The following is a 17,634-nucleotide window of genomic DNA, read 5'->3' on the forward strand; positions in this document are numbered from 1 at the left end:
CTAGACCCCGCTCAGACCCGGGTGGTGTCCCGGCGGAACAGCCGTGCCGCGCCGAGGCCGAAGAACGCGGTCCAGGCGGCCACGTTGGCGACCGCCGCCCAGTCCACCCCGGTGCCGGTCAGCGGCGCGCGGGCGAGCTGACCGACCCCGTACACCGGGGTGAACGTGGCGATCTGCCGCATCACGTCGGGCAGCAGATCGAGGGGAACGAACAGGCCGCCCAGCATGGCCAGGATGGCCAGGGCCGGGCCCATGAACTGCATGACGTTCTCGGCCGGGGCGAGGTAGCCGACGAAGAGTCCGAACGCGGCGAAGACCAGCGAGCCGATCCAGGCGGTCACGCCGGACTCCAGCCAGACGTGCGCCGGCAGCCGGACCCCGGAGGCGGCACCGACGGCGAACTCCACCAGCACGCCGAGCAGCCCGAGCACCATCGCGGTGGCCACCTTGGTCGCCACGTACGCGGCGGGACGCAACGGGGTCAACCGCAGCTGCCGGCTCCAGCCCAGCGCGCGCTCGGTGGCCACGGCGGCGCCGGCGCTGGTGGTGGCGACCATGGCCGCGTACACGGCCAGGCTGATCATGATCCAGCCGGTGACCGGCAGGCCGTTGTCCAGCTTCTCGCCGCGCGAGGGCAGTCCGAACAGGAGGAAGAAGACCGCCGGCATGACCAGGATGAACATCAGCGTGCGGCGGTTGCGCAGCACCCGGCGGATCTCGATGGCGAGCACCGGGGCGCAGAAGCCGCCGAGCGCGGGGGGCCGGCGGTCGGCCCGGCGGGGCTGGGTGGTGGTGGTGGGCGAGGAGGTGGCGGTCATGGCGATGCTCCCGGGAGGGTCGGTGTCAGGCGGCGGCGGTGAGGGCGAGGAACGCGTCCTCGAGGTTGCGGGAGGTGATCTCCAGGTCCCGGGCGTCGGTCCGGGTCAGCAGGTGCCGGGCGACCACGTCGGAGTCCTCGCTGTGCACCAGGACCGCGTCGCCGCGTACCTCGACCGAGCGCACGCCGGGCAGCGCGGCGAGCGCGGCCTGGTCGGCGCCGGGCAGCGTGGCCCGCACCACCCGGCCGGCGGCCAGGTTCTTGATCTCCGCGGTGGTGCCGTCGGCCACCACCCGCCCCTGGCGGACCAGCACGATCCGGTCCGCGTACGCGTCCGCCTCGTCCAGGTAGTGGGTGGCGAACAGGACGGTCCGGCCGGAGCGGGCGTCGGCCCGGATCGCCTGCCAGAAGTCGCGCCGCCCCTCGACGTCCATTCCGGTGGTCGGCTCGTCCAGCACCATCAGGTCCGGATCCGGCAGCAGCGCCAGCGCGAACCGCAGTCGCTGCTGCTGGCCGCCCGAGCACCGACCCACCGGCCGGTCGGCGATCTCGGCGATGCCAGCCCGCTCCAGCACCTCGGTGACCGGTCGGGTGTGGCCGTAGAAGTGCGCGGTCATCCGTACCGTCTCGGCGACGGTGAGGTCCTTGAGCAGGCCACCGGTCTGCATCACGGCGGCGACCCGGCCGAGCCGGACGGCGTCGGCCGGGGTGCCGCCGAAGAGCCGGACGGTGCCCGCGTCCGGGCGGGCCAGCCCGAGCAGCATGTCCACCGTGGTGGTCTTGCCGGCGCCGTTGGGGCCGAGGAAGGCCACCACCTCACCGGGGGTGATCCGCAGGCTGAGCCCGTCGACGGCGGTCACCGGGCCGAAGGTCTTGGTGAGTCCGGCCAGTTCGACGGCCGGTGCGGTGTCGGTCATGTCCACGATGCTCCGGCCCGCGACGCACCGGACCCGGGAGCAGCCGTCACCTTCCACCCGTGACATTTGTCAGGGCGGCCCGGGCGGCGGGGCCGCCACCCGGGCGCGCCGGGTCAGTGGGCGACGGCCTCGCGGGCGCGGCGGGGCAGCAGGAACGCGCCGGCGATCGTCACCAGCAGCAGGCCCAGCTCCGCGACGAGGGTGACCCGCACGGCGTGGCCGACCCCCGCCGTCGCGGCGTCGAAGAAGACGGTGCCGAGCAGGGCCACGCCGAGCGCGCCGCCGAGCTGCTGGACGGCGGTGAGTGTGCCGGAGGCCGAGCCGGTCTCCTCCTCGTCCACCCCGGAGAGCACGATGTCGAAGAAGGGCGCCATCACCAGCCCCATCCCGAAGCCGACCGCGAGCAGCGCGGGCGTCAGCCGCCACGGGGTGACGTCGTCGCCGACCAGACGCAGGGTGAGCAGCATCCCGGCCACGCCGGCCACCACCACCCCCAGGCCGAGGTGGATCAGCCGCCGGCCGAGACGCCGCGCCAGGCCGGCGCCGGCCAGCACGAACGCGAGCACCATGCCGAGCGCCTGCGGGACCGAGGCCAGGCCGGTGCGCAGCGGCGACCAGCCCAGGCCGAGCTGGAGATAGAGGCTGAACACCAGCGAGAAGCCGGTCAGCGCGGTGAAGAACGCCAGGCCCGCGACCAGCCCACCGGTGAACGCGCGGCGGCGGAACAGCGTCGGCACGACCAGCGGGTCGCGGCCGGCGCGCTGTCGGGCCAGCTCGTAGCGGGCGAAGAGCGCGAGGACCAGGACCGCGCCGACCGGCATGGCCAGCGTCCACCAGGGCCAGCCCAGCTCCCGTCCCTGCACCAGTGGATGGACCAGCAGCACCGCGCCGAGCGAGACGAGCAGGACGCCGGGCAGGTCGAGGCGGGTGGCCCGGGTGGCCCGGGACTCGGGCAGGAAACAGAGCGCGCCGAGCGCGGCGAGCAGGCCGAGCGGCACGTTGATCAGGAAGATGGCCCGCCAGCCGGTGCCGGCCAGGTCGGCGTCGACCAACCACCCGGCCAGGATCGGACCGCCGACCGCGGAGAGCCCCATCACCGGGCCGAAGGCGCCGAAGGCGGCGGCCAGCTCGTCCGCCGAGAACATCTCCTTGATCAGGCCGAGCCCCTGCGGGAGGAGCAGGGCGCCGAAGAGGCCCTGCACCACTCGGGCGGTGATCAGCGTGCCGGGGCCGGCGGCCAGCGCGCACAGGGCCGAGGCGGCGGTGAAGCCGAGCACCCCGACCAGGAACATCCGGCGCCGGCCGTAGAGGTCGCCGAGCCGGCCGCCGGTGACCAGGCCGACGGCCATGGCCAGGGTGTAGCCGGCGCCGAGCCACTGGATGACGGCGGGCGAGCCGCCGAGGTCGGCCCGGATCGCCGGGCCGGCGAGGTTGGTGACCAGCACGTCGAGCAGGTCCATCACCTCGGCGCTGAGGATCACCGCGAGCGCGATCCAGCGCCAGCGGTGGCCGGTGGCGGGCGCGCCCGCCCGCTCCGGCGTCGCGGTTTCGGTGGTCATGGCTCCCCCGATCGGTCGAACGGTGTTCGTTGTCGAACACCGTTCTAGCAACGAACGGCGTTCGCGGCAAGTACGATGTTCGAGTCCCGACCGCCGGAGGTGTCCGTGAGCGACCAGCCCGCCCCGCCGTGGCGTACCCGCGCCCGCACCCGCCCGGCTCCCCGCCGGCCGCTCAGCCAGCAGGCGGTGGTGGACACCGCGCTCGCCCTGATCAACCGCGAGGGGCTGGGCGCGCTGAGCATGCGGCGGGTCGCCCAGGAGCTGGGCACCGGGCCGGCGTCGCTCTACGCCCACGTCTCCGGCAAGGAGGAGCTGCTCGAACTGCTGGTCGACCGGGCCAGCGCCGACATCGTGGTCCCGGCGCCGGACCCGGCGCGGTGGGCCGAGCAGATCCGCGAGGTCGCGTGGCAGGCGTACCGGGTGTACGCCACCCACACCAACCTGGCCCTGGCCTCGCTCGCCACCATCCCCACCGGCCCGAACGCACTGCGCGTCACCGAGGGGATGCTGGAGATCCTGCTGGCCGGCGGCGTGCCGCCCCAGCGGGCGGCCTGGTTCCTGGACCGGCTCTTCCTCTACATCGCCGGCGACGCCTACGAGGGCGCGCTGTACGCGGAGAAGGCCCGCGCCGCCGGGCAGGACCCGCCCACGTGGTGGGCGAACATGCACCGACAGCTCCGGGCGTACTACCAGGGCCTGCCCGCGCCGACGTACCCGCGCATCCTGGGCCACCTGGACGAGCTGATGGCCGGCGGTGGGGACGAGCGCTTCGGCTTCGGCCTGGACCTGCTGATCGACGGGCTGGCCGCGACGGCGCCGGCCGGGAGTGAGGGCCACCGGGCCGGGTAACCCGCGGTATGGGTGTACCGACGGGACGGGTCGACACGATCGTGCTCATCCACGGGCTCTGGATGACCTCACGCAGCTGGGAGCACTGGGCCGCGCGCTACGCGGCGCGCGGCTTCCGGGTGCTCACCCCGGCCTGGCCCGGCATGGACCGGGAGCCGGCCGAGCTGCGCGCCGACCCCACCCCGATCGCCGGACAGCGCATCGCCACGATCGTCGACCACTACGCGGCGATCATCCGCGAGCTGCCCCGCCCGCCGATCGTGATGGGGCACTCGTTCGGCGGCCTGATCGCCCAGCTGCTGCTCGACCGCCGCCTCGGCGCGGCCGTCGTCGGCGTGCACCCCGCGCCGGTCAAGGGCGTGCTCAAGCTGCCGCTGAGCACGCTGCGCTCCGGCTTCTCCATCCTGCGCAACCCGGCCAACCGGCATCGCGCGGTGCCGTTCACCGCCGAGGACTTCCGGTACGCCTTCGGCAACACGATCAGCCAGGACCAGTCCGACGCCGCCTGGGAGCGGTACGCCGTCCCCGGCGCCGGGCACGTGCTGTTCGAGGGCTCGTTCGCCAACCTGGACCCGCACTCGGCCACCGAGATCGACCGCACGCGCGCCGACCGCGCCCCGCTGCTGATCACCGCCGGCGGCGAGGACCACGTCATCCCGGCGTCGCTGGCCGTCAGCCTGGCCAACCTCTACCGCAGCTCCACCGCGATCACCAGCTACCGGGAGTTCCCCGGCCGGTCACACTTCGTCGGCGGCGAACCGGGCTGGGAGGAGGAGGCGGACTTCGCGCTGGAGTGGGCGGTGGAGGCGGCGAACGAGTTCTCCCCGACCGTGGTCAGCGAGGCGCCCCGACGCTGACCCGCGACGAGCTCGACGAGTTGTCCGATCGGGGTCTGCTGGCTGTCCGCGGCGCGATCGAGATCGAGGTCTTGCACAGTGCCCGCTCGGCCAAGGAGGCGCAACGGATCCGATGGTTGCTGCGCGGATTCGACTGGCTTCCGATGCCTGACGACATCTGGGATCGAGCGATCGACGTGCAGGTGAAGGCGCTGCACAAGGGCAGCCACCGGGCGCTCTCGATGGCCGATCTGCTGATCGCTGCCACCGCCGAACGACATGGTGCGACGGTGCTGCACTACGACGGCGACTTCGACCTGATCACGGCGATCACCGGTCAGCCGACGACCTGGGTGGCGCCGGCCGGAACCGCCGACTGATCGGTGGGCCACGGCGCGCGGTGGCGTTCGGCCCTGGTGTGGGGGTGCCCGCGCCGGGTATGACAGGGACATGAGGGCGAGTTTCCGGCTCGGCCGGATCGCGGGCGTACCCGTCGGCGTCAACTGGAGCGTCCTGGTCATCTTCGTGCTGATCGCGTGGTCGCTGTCGGCGAGTCTGTTCCCGCGCTCGTACCCGGGAAATTCGACGCTCGCCTACGTCGCCGCCGGCCTGGCCGCCGCGGTGGTCTTCTTCGTCGGCCTGCTCGCCCACGAGGTGTCGCACGCGGTGGTGGCCAAGCGCAACGGCATCGAGGTCGAGGGGATCACGCTCTGGCTCTTCGGCGGCGTCGCCGAGTTGAAGGGGGAGGCGAAGGACCCGGGCGCCGAGCTGCGGATCGCCGGCGTCGGACCCCTGGTCAGCCTGATCATCGGCGTGGTGTTCGGCACGATAGCGGTGGCGGTCGCGGCGGCCGGCGGGGGCGGGTTGCTGCTCGGCGCGCTGTCCTGGCTGGCCGGCATCAACGTGCTGCTGGCGGTCTTCAACGTGCTGCCGGCCGCGCCGCTCGACGGCGGGCGGCTGCTGCGCGCTGCGGTGTGGAAGGCCACCGGCGACCGGACCCGGGCCTCGGTGGTGGCCGCGCGCGCCGGCTGGGTGCTGGGCATCCTGCTGATCGGCCTCGGGCTGTGGCGGTTCCTGGTCGGCGCCGGATTCGGCGGGCTCTGGCTGGCCCTGATCGGTTGGTTCCTGATCGGCGCCGCCGGCCAGGAGGAGCGCGCCGCCCGGATGGGCGACGCGCTGCGCGGCATCCGGGTCGGCGACGTGATGACGCCGCAGCCGCAGACCGCGTCCGGCGAGCTGACCGTGGCCGACTTCGTCGACCACTACCTCTTCGCGTACCGGCACTCGACGTTGCCACTGACCGCCGACGGTCGGCCCGTCGGCCTGGTCACGCTCGACCGGGTACGCGGCATCGCGGCGGACCGCCGCGCCTCCACCACGCTGGCCGAGGTGTCCTGCCGGGCCGACGAGCTGGTGCTCGCCCGCCCGGACGAGCAGCTCAACGACCTGCTCCCCCGGCTCAACGAGTGCACCGACGGCCGGGCGCTGGTGGTGGTCGACGACCGGCTGGTCGGGATCGTCTCGCCCAGCGACATCAGCCGCGCCGTGCAGCGCGGCAGCCTGCGCCAGCAGATGCCCGCCGGGCGCTGAGACTCAGTCGCGGGGGAAGTAGACGTCCATCTCCGGGGTGCGGAACTTCCCGTCCGGGTCGAACTCGCGCAGCAGGGCCCGGAAGTCGCCGTGTCGGGGGTACGCGGCCGCCGGATCGCGCTCGAAGAGCTTGCCCCAGTGCGGGCGCGGCGCGAACGGGGCGAGCCGCTGCTCCACCTCGGCCAGCACCGGCGCCACCGCCACCGGGTCACCGACCCAGGTGAAGTGCACCGCCAGCGTGTCCCGCCGGAAGTTCGGGCTCAGCCACAGCTCGTCGGCGGCCACCGTCCGCAGCTCGCAGACCTGGAGCACGGCGGCGATCCGCTCGGCGACCGGGTCGAGCGCGGCGAGCGCCGCCGCCGCGTCGGCGCGGGCCACGTGCCACTCGGACTGCAGCTCGTCGCCGCTGCTCGGGGTGAAACCGAGCCGGAAGTGCGGCAGGCGCTCGTGCCACGGCCCGGCCTCGCCGAGCTGGGCGGTGCAGTGCTCCGGCGACATGCCGGGCACCGGGTGCCGGGGCGTGTCGGCGGCCACCGTGTCCAACCAGTCGGCCGGGGGCGGCGCCTGGTCGGCGTCCTGCTTGATCCACACCTGGTCGAAGCGGTCCGACCGCCACCCGGTGAAGACACTGACGCTGTACGCGGCGTCGAGCGCCTCGTCCAGCGCCGCGCGGGGCAGGCCGAGCCGCACGAACTGCCGCACCGCGAACGTGGGCACCACGTCGAGGGTGAGCCGGGTGACCACGCCCAGCGCGCCGAGGTTGACCACCAGCCCGGCGAACCTCGGGTCGGTACGGTCGACGGTGAGCAGGTCACCGTCGGCGGTGACCAGCTCCAGCGCCGCCACGGCGGTGGCCAGGTTGCCGTTCGCCGGGCCGGATCCGTGGGTGGCGGTGGCGACCGAGCCGGCCACCGAGATGTGCGGGAGCGAGGCGAGGTTGCGCAGCGCGTACCCCTGGTTGTGGAGCGCGGTGGCCAGGTCGCCGTAGCGCACGCCGGCGGCGACCGTGACGGTGCGCCGGTCGGGGTCGAGCGCGACGCTCGGCGGCAGGCCGGCGAGCGTGATCTGCGTGCCGGCGGTGTCGCCGAGCCGGTTGAACGAGTGGCCGGTGCCGACGGCCCGGGCCCGGTCCGCCCCGGCGACCAGCCGGCGCACCTCGTCCACCGAGGTCGGCCGGTGCCGGTCCCGCGCCGACCAGCGGACGTTCCCGGCCCAGTTGGTGTCGGTCATGGGCTGCATCATGCGCCATCCGGCGCGGACAGGGTTGCTCCGGGGGCCGAGCGGGAATCCTGGGCGGATGAGCAGCTACCGCGACCCGAGCCTCCGCGGCGACGTGTACCCGTCGGAGGAGGAGATCGATCCGACCGGGGTGGACCCCGACCTCACCGGCGCGGCGCCCGACGCGACCGCGCCGGTCCCGGCGCCGACGCCGGAGCCCGAGCCGGACCCGGTGCCCCGGCCGGGCCCGCCGCCGCGCTCCGGGCAGGGCCGGTCGATCGTGACCCGGCACCTGGACGGATCCGTCGAGGTGGTGACCGACCTCGACGGCGACGGCGTGGCCGACGTGGTGCAGGTCGACCTGGACGGCGACGGCGTCCCGGACGTCACGTACCTGGACAGCGACCGGGACGGCCGGCTCGACACGGTGCGGCGGGCGACGGCCGGCTGACCCGGCCCGCCCGACCCCGGCCCGCCCAAGATGCGACGCCGGGCCGTCCCGGCGTGCCCCGGCCCTGCCCGGTCCCTGCTCCGGCCCTGCCCGGTCCCTGCCCCGGCCCTGCCTCGGCCCGGTCCTGCCTCGGCCCGGTCCTGCCCTGCCCGGTCTGGTCCGGTCCGCCCTCGGTCCCGGCCCTCGGTTCCGGCCCGGGCCCGGTCCCGGCCATCGGTTCCGGCGCGGGTCGTCCGGCATCCCGGTTCCGCCCCGCCCTCAGGCGCGTCCGGCGGGCCGGCGTCCGTCGGTCCCATTAGGCACCCCGCCCCGGTCGCAGGGCCGTCCCGCGCCGCCCCGGTTTCAACGCCGGCTGTCAGCCAGCTCGACTCTCACCTGGCCACGGCGGCTCGGCGAATCGTTCGCCCGACACAAGCCGCTGTTCCGAGCGCACGGTCACCCTCCGCAACGCTCCGTCAGAAGCAGTGCCGCCTCGAACCCTTTATGACTCAGAGTCATAATTATGACTCTGAGTCATATCGCGCTTGGCGCGAGTCTCCTCCCGACCGTGCTGGGCCGGCTGAGGAAGCTCGAGGCCGAGTCCGAGCCGAGCTGGGCCGGACCGGACCGGACCGGACCGGACCGAGCCGGACCGGGACCGGACCGGGACCGGACCGGACCGAGCCGGACCGGACCGCACCAAGCCCGGACCGGACCGAGCCAGGCCGAGCCGAGCCAGAGCCAGGCCAGGCCGAGCCAGGCCAGGCCGAGCCAGGCCAGGCCGAGCCAGGCCAGGCCAGGCCGAGCCGAGCCAGGCCAGGCCGAGCCGAGCCAGGCCAGGCCGAGCCGGGGCTCAGAGCTGCGGCATCACCTCGGCGGCGACCAGCTCCAGGTGGTCCAGGTCGGCCAGGTCGAGTACCTGGAGGTAGACGCGGTCGCTGCCGGTCTCGGCATACCGGCCGAGCGTGTCGACCACCTCGGCGGGTGTGCCGGCGGCGCCGTTCGCGCGCAGCTCGTCGGGATCCCGGCCGATCGCCTCGGCGCGCCGGGCCACCTCGGCGTCGTCGCGCCCGCAACACAGCACCACCGCGTTGGACCAGGTCATGGTGGACGGGTCCCGGTCGATCGCGGTGCAGGCGTCGCGTACCCGCTGGAACTGCGTCTTCGTGTCGTCGACGGAGGCGAACGGCAGGTTGAACTCGTCGGCGTACCGGGCCGCCAGGCGGGGCGTGCGCTTCGGGCCCATGCCGCCGAGCAGGATCGGCGGGCGGGGCCGCTGCACCGGCTTGGGCAGCGCCGGCGAGTCGCTGACCGGGTAGTAGGTGCCGGGGAAGTCGAACGTCGACCCGGGCGGGGTGGACCAGAGCCCGGTGATGACGGCGAGCTGCTCCTCCAGCCGGTCGAACCGCTCCCCCAGCGCCGGGAACGGGATGCCGTACGCGCTGTGCTCCTCGGCGTACCAGCCGGTGCCGATGCCCAGCTCGACCCGGCCGCCGCTCATCTGGTCGACCTGCGCCACGGTGATGGCCAGCGGGCCGGGCAGGCGGAAGGTGGCGGCGCTCATCAGCGTGCCGAGCCGGATCCGGGTGGTGTCCCGGGCCAGGCCGGCGAGGGTGGTCCAGGCGTCGGTCGGACCGGGGTCCCCGCTCACCGAGCCCATCTTCAGGTAGTGGTCGGAGCGGAAGAACGCCGCGAACCCCGTCTCCTCCGCGCGGCGCGCCACGGCGAGCAACTGGTCGTAGCTGGCCCCCTGCTGGGGTTCGGTGAAGATCCGCAGTTCCATGCCCCGAGCATATGGACCCGACGGCGACGCGGCAGCGCCCGCCTGCATTCCTTGACAGTCATATAACCAGTGAGGCATATTGCCAGCGTGTCCGTGGACGCCTTCGCCGTACTGGCCGAACCCTCCCGCCGCCGCATCCTCGACCGGCTGCGCCGGGCGGAGAGCAGCGTCGGCGATCTGGTGGACGCGCTGGGGATGAGCCAGCCGGCCGTCTCCAAGCACCTGCGGGTGCTGCGCGAGGCCGGCCTGGTCACCTGCCGCACCGCCGCGCAGCGGCGGATCTACCGGGTCGACACCGGGCCGCTGCGGGCGGTGGACGACTGGCTCGGGCCGTACCGGCGGATGTGGGACACGCACCTCGACGCCCTGGAGCGCCACCTCGACAGTCAGGAGTGACCATGCAGCGCGACAACTTCCGCCCCGGCCCGCTCGCCGACGTCGAGCTGGTCCCCGGGGGCGACCGGTGGGACCTGGTGCTCGTCCGGGACCTCCGGCATCCGCCGGAGAAGGTGTGGGCCGCCCTCACCGACCCGGAACAGCTGGCGCAGTGGGCGCCGTTCCGGTCCGACCACGACCTCGGCGGCCCCGGCGAGACCACGCTGCGCACCGTCGACGGCGACCGGGCCCACCCGGCCCCGGCCCGCGTGCTGCGCGCCGACCGGCCACGCCTGCTGGAGTACACCTGGGGCGACGCCCTGCTCCGCTGGGAACTGACCCCGGCCGGCGCCGGCACCACGCTCACCGTCCGGCAGCGGATCGACCGGCCCGACCTCGCCCCGATGGTGGCCGCCGGCTGGCATCTCTGCCTCGACGTCGCCGGTCATCTGCTCGACGGCGATCCGGTCGGCCCGATCCGTGGCGCGGAGGCGAAGGACTTCGGCTGGGCGGAGCTGCGCGACGCGTACGCCGAGCGCCTGGACCGCCCCTGAACCTCAGGCCGCGCGGGCCGGCGGGTCCGGCAACGTGATCGCGCCCGAGGCCCGCCGGATCGGCTCGGCCACCCGGCTGACCATCCGCTCCCGTCCCGGCAGGCGCGGCAGAAGGCGCAGCATCGACGTCTGGAACCGGATCTGCGTGGCCGAGCCGAGCACCATCCCCTTCAGGTTGCGCTCGGCCAGGGCCTGGTTCGCCGCGACGAACGGTCGCATCCGCTGCTCGTACGCGGCGAACCCGGCCGCCGGCTGCCCGCCCGCCTCGGCCAGCGCGGCGGCCAGCACGTACGCGCCGACCAGCCCCAGGCTGGTGCCCTGACCGGAGGCCGGCGAGGCGGCGTAGGCGGCATCGCCGACCAGGCCGACGCGGCCGGACGACCAGCGCTCCATCCGGACCTGGCTCATCGCGTCGAGGTAGAGGTCCGGCGCGTCCGGCAGCGCGGCGAGCAGCTCGGGCACCCGCCATCCGGAGCCGGCGAACGCCCGCCCCAGCAACGCCCGCTGCCCGGCGGCGTCGCCGTGGTCGGGGGCGTCGGCCGGCGACCGGAAGAGGAAGAGCGCCCGGGCGTCGGGCGCGCCGGCGGTGCGGTAGACGCCGACGGTCCGCCCGGGGGCCGGGTGCAGCAGCTCGACCCGCTCCTCGCCGAACCCGGCGGGCACGGTGCAGATGGCGATGTGGTGCCCGAGCGGGCGCAGGTACGCCGACTCCGGGCCGAACGCGAGGCGTCGTACCGTCGAGTGCAGCCCGTCGGCGCCGATCACCAGGTCGAAGCGGCGGTGCGCGCCCCGCGCGAACGTCACGTCCACGCCGTCGGCGGTGGGGCGCAGCGCGGTGACCGAGTCGTCGAAGCGGTGTTCCACGTCTCCGGTCGCCGCCCGCAGGATCCGGGTCAGGTCGCCGCGCATGATCTCGACGTCGCCTCCCGTGCGGCCGCCGAAGAGGGCCGCGTCCATGGTGGCGAGTTGCCGGCCGCGCCGGTCGAGGAATCGGGCCAGGCGCATGCCGGTGTCGTGCGCCCGGACCGAACCGGTCAGGCCCATCCGGTCCAGCACGGTCAGGGCGGCGCCCCGGACGTCCACCTTGTAGCCGCCGTCGCGGGGCGCGGCGGCCCGTTCCACGACTGCGGGTCGGAAGCCGTGGTGGCGCAACCACCAGGCAAGGGCGCAGCCGGCGACACCGCCGCCGGAGATCAGCACATCGGTCATACCGCCGACGGTACAATCGTGTTAGACGTTTGTGCAAGACAGAATTCCAACACCTCGGTACGCTGTCCGGCATGGGTAATCGGGAGGACCTGCTCGCCGGGGCGAAGCGCTGCCTGATCGAGAAGGGCTACGCGGCCACGACCGCCCGGGACGTGGCCACCGCGGCGGGCACCAGCCTGGCCGCCATCGGCTACCACTTCCGCACCACGCGGGCGCTGCTCGACGAGGCGCTCGTCGGCGCGATGGCGGAGTGGGGCGAGGAACTGGACCGCGCGCTGGCCCGGGACGCCGGGCCGGACGCCGATCCCGAGCAGCGGTTCGAGCTGGCCTGGGAACGGATCATCGAGTCGTTCGCCCGACTGCGTCCCCTGTGGGCGGTGCAGTTCGAGCTGATCGCCCGGATGGACCGCTCCCCCGACCTGCGCGCGGCGTTCGCCGCCGCCAACCGCCGGGCGCGACTCGGGCTGTCCGAGGTGTTCCACCGCCTCGACCCGGACGCGGACGAGGCGACCGCGCTCAGGCTCGGCGCGTTCCACCAGGCGCTGCTCGGCGGCGTGGCGGCCCAGTGGCTGGTCGACCCGGACGCCGCACCCTCGGCGGAGGAGCTGACCCGGGCCCTGCGGACCGTCGCCCGGGAGCTGGGCCCGGGCTGACGAGCCGGGTCGACCGGGCCACCACCGGCACGACCGCCGCCGAACGGGCCGCCGTCAGCCCGAGGGCCGGACGGCCGCGGTACGACCGACGAACTCGAACGTCTGCCGCGCGGCCTCGACGGCGTCGTGCCGCTCCGCGGACGACCAGCCGCGCCCGGCCAGCGCCTGACGGAAGTCCCGCCAGTCGGCACCCGGGGCACGGCCGCTGCGCCGGAAGAAGCGTGTCCCCTCCCCCTCGGCCAGGCCGAGCCGGCGCTCCACCACGGGGGCGATCACGCTGCCGCCCAGGGCACTGCCGAGCAGCACGTACCGGCCGCCGACCGCCCGAGGCGTGGTGTCCAGGCGGACGCCGGACGTCCGGTCGGACGCGACCACACCCACCACGCCGAGCGCGGTCAGATCCGCCCGGAGCAGCGCGGCGGCCTCACCGAGCCGGGCACCGACCGGCAACCCGGTCCAGTCGGCGGCGGCGAGGTCCCGTTCCAGCGGCGCCCAGGCGTCGAGCAGCGCGGCGAGCGTGACGCCGAGGTCCGCCCGGCCACGGATCCGGTCGGGCAGGGCCAACCGGCGCTCCACCACGACGTGGTGGTCGCGGGTGCCCTCGCGCAGCGCGGTCAGCATCGGCGACACCACCACCGCCCGCCGGGGCCGGACCTGATCGGACATCCGGCGAGTATGCCCTGGCCCGTCCAGCGCCCGTCGGACGGAGTGGCGCGACGTGGTCCTCACCTCGCCACATTCTCGTGAATCGTTTCGACGGAATTCGACACGCGGTCCGGCGCGTCCCCTTTCCCGCACCACCCGCCGATCGCTCGACCGGGATCCGAATATGACGATCACGCGACGATTTGCTATCGGCGCCTTCATATTCGCGAGTGCCGCTCACCGACGCTCACACCGCCCGGCCGGTCCGAACGGGAAGCGTCCTGATCAGGGAAAACGCGGATCACGAGCGTGCGGACGGGCTCACCCGAAGACCCGGACGACCGAATTCGACCGCCGCTTTTTGTGTGCAGTTCCACATTCCCCGCAGTCCCGACTGGATTTGCGGCGATGACGTCGGTAGGTTTCTCGGCCGGCCCTCACAGGCCAGACAACGTGACCGATGTTGATATGACGGACGAGACGCGAAGACTGCCTCCACCGGCGCGATCCGCGGTGGCCGGCGTCGGAGAGGGGATCGTGTCCGCGCTCGCAGTGAAGTCGCTCTACAAAATATTCGGAAACCGAGCCGACGAAGCGGTGGGACGCCTGGCGGGCGGCGCACCGCGCGCCGAGGCCCTCGCCGGCCTGCCGGCCACGGCCGCCGTCATCGACGCGACCTTCGAGGTACGCCCCGGCGAGATCTTCGTCGTCATGGGCCTCTCCGGCTCCGGGAAGTCGACCCTCATCCGGATGCTGAACGGGCTGCTCCAACCCACCGCGGGCAGCGTCCGGATCGACGGGGTCGAGGTGACCTCGCTCAAGCCGGCCGCGCTGCGCAAGCTGCGCCGGGACAAGGTCAGCATGGTCTTCCAGCACTTCGCGCTCATGCCGCACCGCACCGTGCTGGAGAACGCCGGTTACGCGCTGGAGGTCGCCGGCCTGCCCAAGGCGCAGCGGCGGGAGCGCGCGATGGACGCGTTGCGCATGGTCGGGTTGACCGAGTGGGCGGACAAGCTCCCGCACGACCTCTCCGGTGGCATGCGCCAGCGGGTCGGACTGGCCCGGGCACTGGCCGCCGGCACCGACATCCTGCTCATGGACGAGGCGTTCTCGGCGCTCGACCCGCTCATCCGGCGCGAGATCCAGGACCAGCTCCTGGAGTTGCAGGCCGAGCTGGGCAAGACGATCGTCTTCATCACCCACGACCTCAACGAGGCGATGCGCCTCGGTGATCGGATCGCGGTGATGCGCGACGGCCGTATCGTCCAGATCGGCACCGCCGAGGAGATCCTCACCGATCCGGCGAACGACTACGTGGCGCAGTTCGTGGCCGACGTGGACCGGACCCGGATCCTGACCGCCGCCTCCGTGATGGAGAAGCCGCACCACGTCCTCGACGTCAACGCCGGCCCCCGGGTCGCCGCCCGGGCCCTGCGCGAGAGCCAGACCTCGGTGGTCTACGTGACCGGGCCGGGGAAGCGGTTCCTCGGCACGGTCACCGAGGACGAGGTGCTGCGCGCGCTGCGGGAGAACCGACCCAACCTCGACGGGTACGTCTCGGGCGAGCGGGTCCGCACCGTCACCGAGGAGACCGCCGTGGCCGACCTGTTCGCCGACTGCGCGGAGAGCCAGCACCCGGTGGCCGTCCTGGACGACCGGGACCGGCTGACCGGGGTGATCCCCCGGATCACCCTGCTCAGCGCGCTCGCCAGCGCCACCCCGGACGAAGCGCCGCACGCGTCGGCCCCGCACCCGCCGGTCCCGCGACCGGCCGAGCCCGCGACCGGGCCGGCCGAGGCGGAACTGGTCGGCGACAAGGAGATGTCGGCATGAGCCTGCGCGAATCCCCGCTCGACGCCGCCCTGCCCCGGGTCCCGCTCGGTGAGTGGACGGAGTCCGCCGTGGACTGGGCCACCCGTACCCTCGGACCGGTCTTCGACGCTGTCGCGTCAGTGGTCGAGGCCCTGGTCAGCCCGCTCGACCAACTGCTCAACGGCGTACCCGCCGTGGCGGTCGTCGCGGTGCTCGCCGCCCTGGGCTGGTGGCTGCGCGGCTGGAGGTTCGGCCTCGGCACCGCGGTCGGTCTCGGCCTGGTGGCCGGGATGCCGTACTGGGAGGAGACCATGAGCACGCTCGCGCAGGTGCTCGTGGCCAGCGTGCTCGCCCTGCTGCTGGCGATCCCGCTGGGCGTCTTCGTGGCCGAGAACAGGCGGGCCTCCGCGCTGGCCCGGCCGGTGCTGGACCTGATGCAGACGATGCCGGCGTTCGTCTACCTGATCCCGGCGATCTTCTTCTTCGGCATCGGCACGGTGCCGGGCGTGCTCGCCACGCTGGTGTTCAGCATGCCGCCCGGCGTCCGCCTGACCGAGCTGGGCCTGCGCCAGGTCGACAAGGAGATCGTGCAGGCGGCCGAGTCCTTCGGCGCGCCGCCGTGGATGGTGCTGCTGCGGACGAAGCTCCCGCTGGCGCTGCCGACGATCATGACCGGCGTGAACCAGGTGATCATGCTGGCCCTGTCCATGGTGGTCATCGCCGGCATGGTCGGCGCCGGCGGACTCGGCGACGTGATCATGTTCGCGCTCTCCCAGGTCGAGGTGGGCAGCGGCTTCGAGGGCGGGATCGCGGTCGTGGTCCTCGCCGTCGTGCTCGACCGGCTCACCGATTCCGTGGGCGACCGGTTCCCCTCCGCGCGGGCCCAGCGCCTCGCGCGCGAGGCCGCCTGACCGTCGCCCTCCCCGCCGGCACCCCTGGTTCCGCGTACGCGGAACCGCCGGCACCCCGAAAAGGAAGGGAAATTCTGTGTTCACGACAGTGAAGCGCGTGCTCGCGCTGGCGGTGACCGCCACCCTGGCCCTGGGCGGCGCGGCCGCCTGCGGCGAGAAGTCGGACGACGCGTCCGGCGCCGGCAAGAAGATCACCATCGGCTACATGGCCTGGGACGAGGCGATCGCCGCCTCGAACCTGTGGCAGCACATCCTGGAGGACAAGGGCTACCGGGTCCAGCTCAAGAACCTGGAGGCCGGGCTGGTCTACGGCGGCCTCGCGAACGGCGACATCGACCTGTTCCTGGACGGCTGGCTGCCGCTCACCCACGCCTCCTACGTGGAGAAGTACGGCGACAAGCTGGAGAAGCTGGGCGTGTGGCACGACGACGCCAGCCTCAGCATCGCGGTGCCGAAGTACGTCGAGGGCGTCGACTCGCTGGCCGACCTGGCCGGCAAGGCCGGCACGTTCGGCGGCGAGATGATCGGCATCGAGCCCGGCGCCGGCCTCACCAAGGCCACCCAGGAGCAGGTGCTCCCGCAGTACGGCCTGGACGGCTCGATGAAGCTGAAGACGTCCTCCACCCCGGCCATGCTGGCCGCGCTCGACGGCGCCATCGCGGACAAGAAGCCGATCGTGGTCACGCTCTGGCACCCGCACTGGGCCTACGCCAAGTACGAGCTGAAGGACCTGACCGACCCGAAGGGCACGCTGGGCAAGGCCGAGCAGATCAACACGTTCGGTCGGCAGGGCTTCAGCGAGGACTTCCCCGAGGTCGCCGCGATGCTGAAGAAGTTCAAGATGGACGGTGACCAGCTCGCGTCGCTGGAGGACCTGATGTTCAACACGCACAAGGGCGACGAGAAGAAGGCGGTCGAGGAGTGGCTGAAGGCCAACCCCGACTACCTGAAGACGCTCGCCTGAGCGAACGTCAGTGACCCCAGGGGCCCCGCCGGTTCGGCGGGGCCCCTGGCCGTCCTACCGGTCGTCACGCAGTGCGCCGGCGCAGCCAGCCGGTGCCGCCGGCGACCACCGTCGCCCCGATGGCGGTGCCGATCGCCACCAGCGCCGCCCCGATCGCCCACAGGCCGCTGTCGTCGCTCGCGGCGGCGTGCGCCGCCCACGGCACGGTGAACGCCACCGTCATCACCGAGGCGACCAGCCAGGTGTTCAGCCACCAGCCGCCGGCCACGGCGAGCGCCACCAGGGTCAGCACCGCGGCGGCCACCTGCCGGACCGCGTACGGTCCGCCGGCCGCGCCGGTCTCCGGGTCCACGGTCCAGCCGGACTCCCAGCTCAGCCAGGCCCACCAGGCGCCGGCGGTGGCCGCCGCGAGGATCAGCCCGCCGAGCACCGCACGTCTCGTCGTCACACCTGGAGATCCTGCCGGGCCGGGGTGGGCGGACGGATGAGCATCCGTACTCGTTTCCGGTGGG

General features: G+C 73.7%; 19 protein-coding genes. 11 read left to right on the forward strand and 8 right to left on the reverse strand.

Translation table 11 applies throughout. The features are described 5' to 3' along the window. Positions 1-11: 11 nt before the first annotated feature. The 3 genes from COO58_RS20815 to COO58_RS20825 all read right to left on the reverse strand — a co-directional run bounded on the left by COO58_RS20815 (position 12) and on the right by COO58_RS20825 (position 3,293). Positions 12-818, reverse strand: a complete 807-nt coding sequence (locus tag COO58_RS20815; RefSeq protein WP_098746842.1) for an ABC transporter permease — start codon at positions 816-818, stop codon at positions 12-14. A gap of 25 nt (positions 819-843) precedes the next feature. Then, on the reverse strand, positions 844-1,734 hold the full coding sequence (locus COO58_RS20820) for an ABC transporter ATP-binding protein (protein WP_098747341.1): 891 nt from the start codon (positions 1,732-1,734) through the stop codon (positions 844-846). A 113-nt stretch (positions 1,735-1,847) separates the two neighbouring features. Beyond that, positions 1,848-3,293, reverse strand: coding sequence for an MFS transporter (locus COO58_RS20825; RefSeq protein ID WP_098746844.1), 1,446 nt, complete (start codon positions 3,291-3,293; stop codon positions 1,848-1,850). Positions 3,294-3,398: 105 nt separating this feature from the next. Between COO58_RS20825 and COO58_RS20830 the strand changes: the two genes are divergently transcribed. The 4 genes from COO58_RS20830 to COO58_RS20845 all read left to right on the forward strand — a co-directional run bounded on the left by COO58_RS20830 (position 3,399) and on the right by COO58_RS20845 (position 6,568). Further along, a complete protein-coding gene (locus COO58_RS20830) occupies positions 3,399-4,142 on the forward strand; it encodes a TetR/AcrR family transcriptional regulator (protein ID WP_091577105.1) in 744 nt (247 codons plus the stop codon). Between the two features lie 8 nt (positions 4,143-4,150). Then, on the forward strand, positions 4,151-4,999 hold the full coding sequence (locus COO58_RS20835) for an alpha/beta hydrolase (protein WP_098746845.1): 849 nt from the start codon (positions 4,151-4,153) through the stop codon (positions 4,997-4,999). Between the two features lie 20 nt (positions 5,000-5,019). Continuing rightward, positions 5,020-5,358: a PIN domain nuclease gene (locus COO58_RS20840; RefSeq protein WP_245666165.1), complete on the forward strand. Its 339-nt coding sequence runs from the start codon at positions 5,020-5,022 to the stop codon at positions 5,356-5,358. A 70-nt stretch (positions 5,359-5,428) separates the two neighbouring features. Then, positions 5,429-6,568, forward strand: coding sequence for a site-2 protease family protein (locus tag COO58_RS20845; RefSeq protein ID WP_098746847.1), 1,140 nt, complete (start codon positions 5,429-5,431; stop codon positions 6,566-6,568). A gap of 3 nt (positions 6,569-6,571) precedes the next feature. On the opposite strand, the gene COO58_RS20850 is transcribed toward COO58_RS20845, so the two are convergent. Next, on the reverse strand, positions 6,572-7,798 hold the full coding sequence (locus COO58_RS20850) for an FAD-binding protein (RefSeq protein ID WP_098746848.1): 1,227 nt from the start codon (positions 7,796-7,798) through the stop codon (positions 6,572-6,574). Between the two features lie 67 nt (positions 7,799-7,865). Here COO58_RS20850 and COO58_RS20855 point away from each other — a divergent pair, with 67 nt between their 5' ends. Next, positions 7,866-8,237 carry a hypothetical protein gene (locus COO58_RS20855; RefSeq protein ID WP_091572419.1) on the forward strand — a complete coding sequence of 124 codons (372 nt, stop codon included), beginning with the start codon at positions 7,866-7,868 and terminating at the stop codon, positions 8,235-8,237. A gap of 832 nt (positions 8,238-9,069) precedes the next feature. Here COO58_RS20855 and COO58_RS20865 read toward each other — a convergent pair. Beyond that, the gene (locus tag COO58_RS20865) at positions 9,070-9,999 is read right to left on the reverse strand and encodes an LLM class F420-dependent oxidoreductase (protein WP_091572414.1); all 930 of its coding nucleotides are present in this window, start codon (positions 9,997-9,999) and stop codon (positions 9,070-9,072) included. A gap of 87 nt (positions 10,000-10,086) precedes the next feature. On the opposite strand from COO58_RS20865, the gene COO58_RS20870 reads away from it, so the two are divergent. Continuing rightward, entirely contained in the window at positions 10,087-10,395 is a 309-nt protein-coding gene (locus tag COO58_RS20870) for a helix-turn-helix transcriptional regulator (RefSeq protein ID WP_172967944.1), read from the forward strand. A gap of 2 nt (positions 10,396-10,397) precedes the next feature. After that, the gene (locus tag COO58_RS20875) at positions 10,398-10,928 is read left to right on the forward strand and encodes an SRPBCC family protein (protein ID WP_091572410.1); all 531 of its coding nucleotides are present in this window, start codon (positions 10,398-10,400) and stop codon (positions 10,926-10,928) included. A gap of 3 nt (positions 10,929-10,931) precedes the next feature. Here the strand turns inward: COO58_RS20875 and COO58_RS20880 are convergent, their stop codons facing one another. Continuing rightward, complete coding sequence (locus COO58_RS20880; RefSeq protein ID WP_098746850.1) at positions 10,932-12,137, reverse strand: FAD-dependent monooxygenase; 1,206 nt, start codon at positions 12,135-12,137, stop codon at positions 10,932-10,934. Positions 12,138-12,208: 71 nt separating this feature from the next. Between COO58_RS20880 and COO58_RS20885 the strand changes: the two genes are divergently transcribed. Then, on the forward strand, positions 12,209-12,790 hold the full coding sequence (locus COO58_RS20885) for a TetR/AcrR family transcriptional regulator (RefSeq protein WP_098746851.1): 582 nt from the start codon (positions 12,209-12,211) through the stop codon (positions 12,788-12,790). Between the two features lie 54 nt (positions 12,791-12,844). Here COO58_RS20885 and COO58_RS20890 read toward each other — a convergent pair whose 3' ends face one another. Then, positions 12,845-13,456 carry a biliverdin-producing heme oxygenase gene (locus tag COO58_RS20890; protein ID WP_176558925.1) on the reverse strand — a complete coding sequence of 204 codons (612 nt, stop codon included), beginning with the start codon at positions 13,454-13,456 and terminating at the stop codon, positions 12,845-12,847. Between the two features lie 516 nt (positions 13,457-13,972). On the opposite strand from COO58_RS20890, the gene COO58_RS20895 reads away from it, so the two are divergent. The 3 genes from COO58_RS20895 (at position 13,973) to COO58_RS20905 (ending at position 17,122) form a co-directional block, all read left to right on the forward strand. After that, complete coding sequence (locus COO58_RS20895; RefSeq protein ID WP_255292733.1) at positions 13,973-15,268, forward strand: glycine betaine/L-proline ABC transporter ATP-binding protein; 1,296 nt, start codon at positions 13,973-13,975, stop codon at positions 15,266-15,268. Continuing rightward, entirely contained in the window at positions 15,265-16,158 is an 894-nt protein-coding gene (locus tag COO58_RS20900) for a proline/glycine betaine ABC transporter permease (protein WP_098746856.1), read from the forward strand. Before COO58_RS20895 ends, COO58_RS20900 begins: the two co-directional genes overlap by 4 nt. A gap of 76 nt (positions 16,159-16,234) precedes the next feature. Then, complete coding sequence (locus COO58_RS20905) at positions 16,235-17,122, forward strand: glycine betaine ABC transporter substrate-binding protein (RefSeq protein ID WP_091572393.1); 888 nt, start codon at positions 16,235-16,237, stop codon at positions 17,120-17,122. 64 nt (positions 17,123-17,186) lie between these two features. On the opposite strand, the gene COO58_RS20910 is transcribed toward COO58_RS20905, so the two are convergent. Continuing rightward, a complete protein-coding gene (locus tag COO58_RS20910; RefSeq protein WP_098746858.1) occupies positions 17,187-17,570 on the reverse strand; it encodes a hypothetical protein in 384 nt (127 codons plus the stop codon). Between the last annotated feature and the right edge of the window lie 64 nt (positions 17,571-17,634).

Origin of the sequence: Micromonospora sp. WMMA1996 (assembly GCF_002573675.1) — a bacterium.
Taxonomy (GTDB): domain Bacteria; phylum Actinomycetota; class Actinomycetes; order Mycobacteriales; family Micromonosporaceae; genus Micromonospora; species Micromonospora sediminicola.

Excerpts from the sequence above, each read along its gene's own strand:
- COO58_RS20815 (WP_098746842.1), bottom strand. The coding sequence starts at position 818 with ATGACCGCCACCTCCTCGCCCACCACCACCACCCAGCCCCGCCGGGCC.
- COO58_RS20820 (WP_098747341.1), bottom strand. The coding sequence starts at position 1,734 with ATGACCGACACCGCACCGGCCGTCGAACTGGCCGGACTCACCAAGACC.
- COO58_RS20825 (WP_098746844.1), bottom strand. The coding sequence starts at position 3,293 with ATGACCACCGAAACCGCGACGCCGGAGCGGGCGGGCGCGCCCGCCACC.
- COO58_RS20835 (WP_098746845.1), top strand. The coding sequence starts at position 4,151 with ATGGGTGTACCGACGGGACGGGTCGACACGATCGTGCTCATCCACGGG.
- COO58_RS20845 (WP_098746847.1), top strand. The coding sequence starts at position 5,429 with ATGAGGGCGAGTTTCCGGCTCGGCCGGATCGCGGGCGTACCCGTCGGC.
- COO58_RS20850 (WP_098746848.1), bottom strand. The coding sequence starts at position 7,798 with ATGACCGACACCAACTGGGCCGGGAACGTCCGCTGGTCGGCGCGGGAC.
- COO58_RS20855 (WP_091572419.1), top strand. The coding sequence starts at position 7,866 with ATGAGCAGCTACCGCGACCCGAGCCTCCGCGGCGACGTGTACCCGTCG.
- COO58_RS20865 (WP_091572414.1), bottom strand. The coding sequence starts at position 9,999 with ATGGAACTGCGGATCTTCACCGAACCCCAGCAGGGGGCCAGCTACGAC.
- COO58_RS20875 (WP_091572410.1), top strand. The coding sequence starts at position 10,398 with ATGCAGCGCGACAACTTCCGCCCCGGCCCGCTCGCCGACGTCGAGCTG.
- COO58_RS20880 (WP_098746850.1), bottom strand. The coding sequence starts at position 12,137 with ATGACCGATGTGCTGATCTCCGGCGGCGGTGTCGCCGGCTGCGCCCTT.
- COO58_RS20885 (WP_098746851.1), top strand. The coding sequence starts at position 12,209 with ATGGGTAATCGGGAGGACCTGCTCGCCGGGGCGAAGCGCTGCCTGATC.
- COO58_RS20890 (WP_176558925.1), bottom strand. The coding sequence starts at position 13,456 with ATGTCCGATCAGGTCCGGCCCCGGCGGGCGGTGGTGGTGTCGCCGATG.
- COO58_RS20900 (WP_098746856.1), top strand. The coding sequence starts at position 15,265 with ATGAGCCTGCGCGAATCCCCGCTCGACGCCGCCCTGCCCCGGGTCCCG.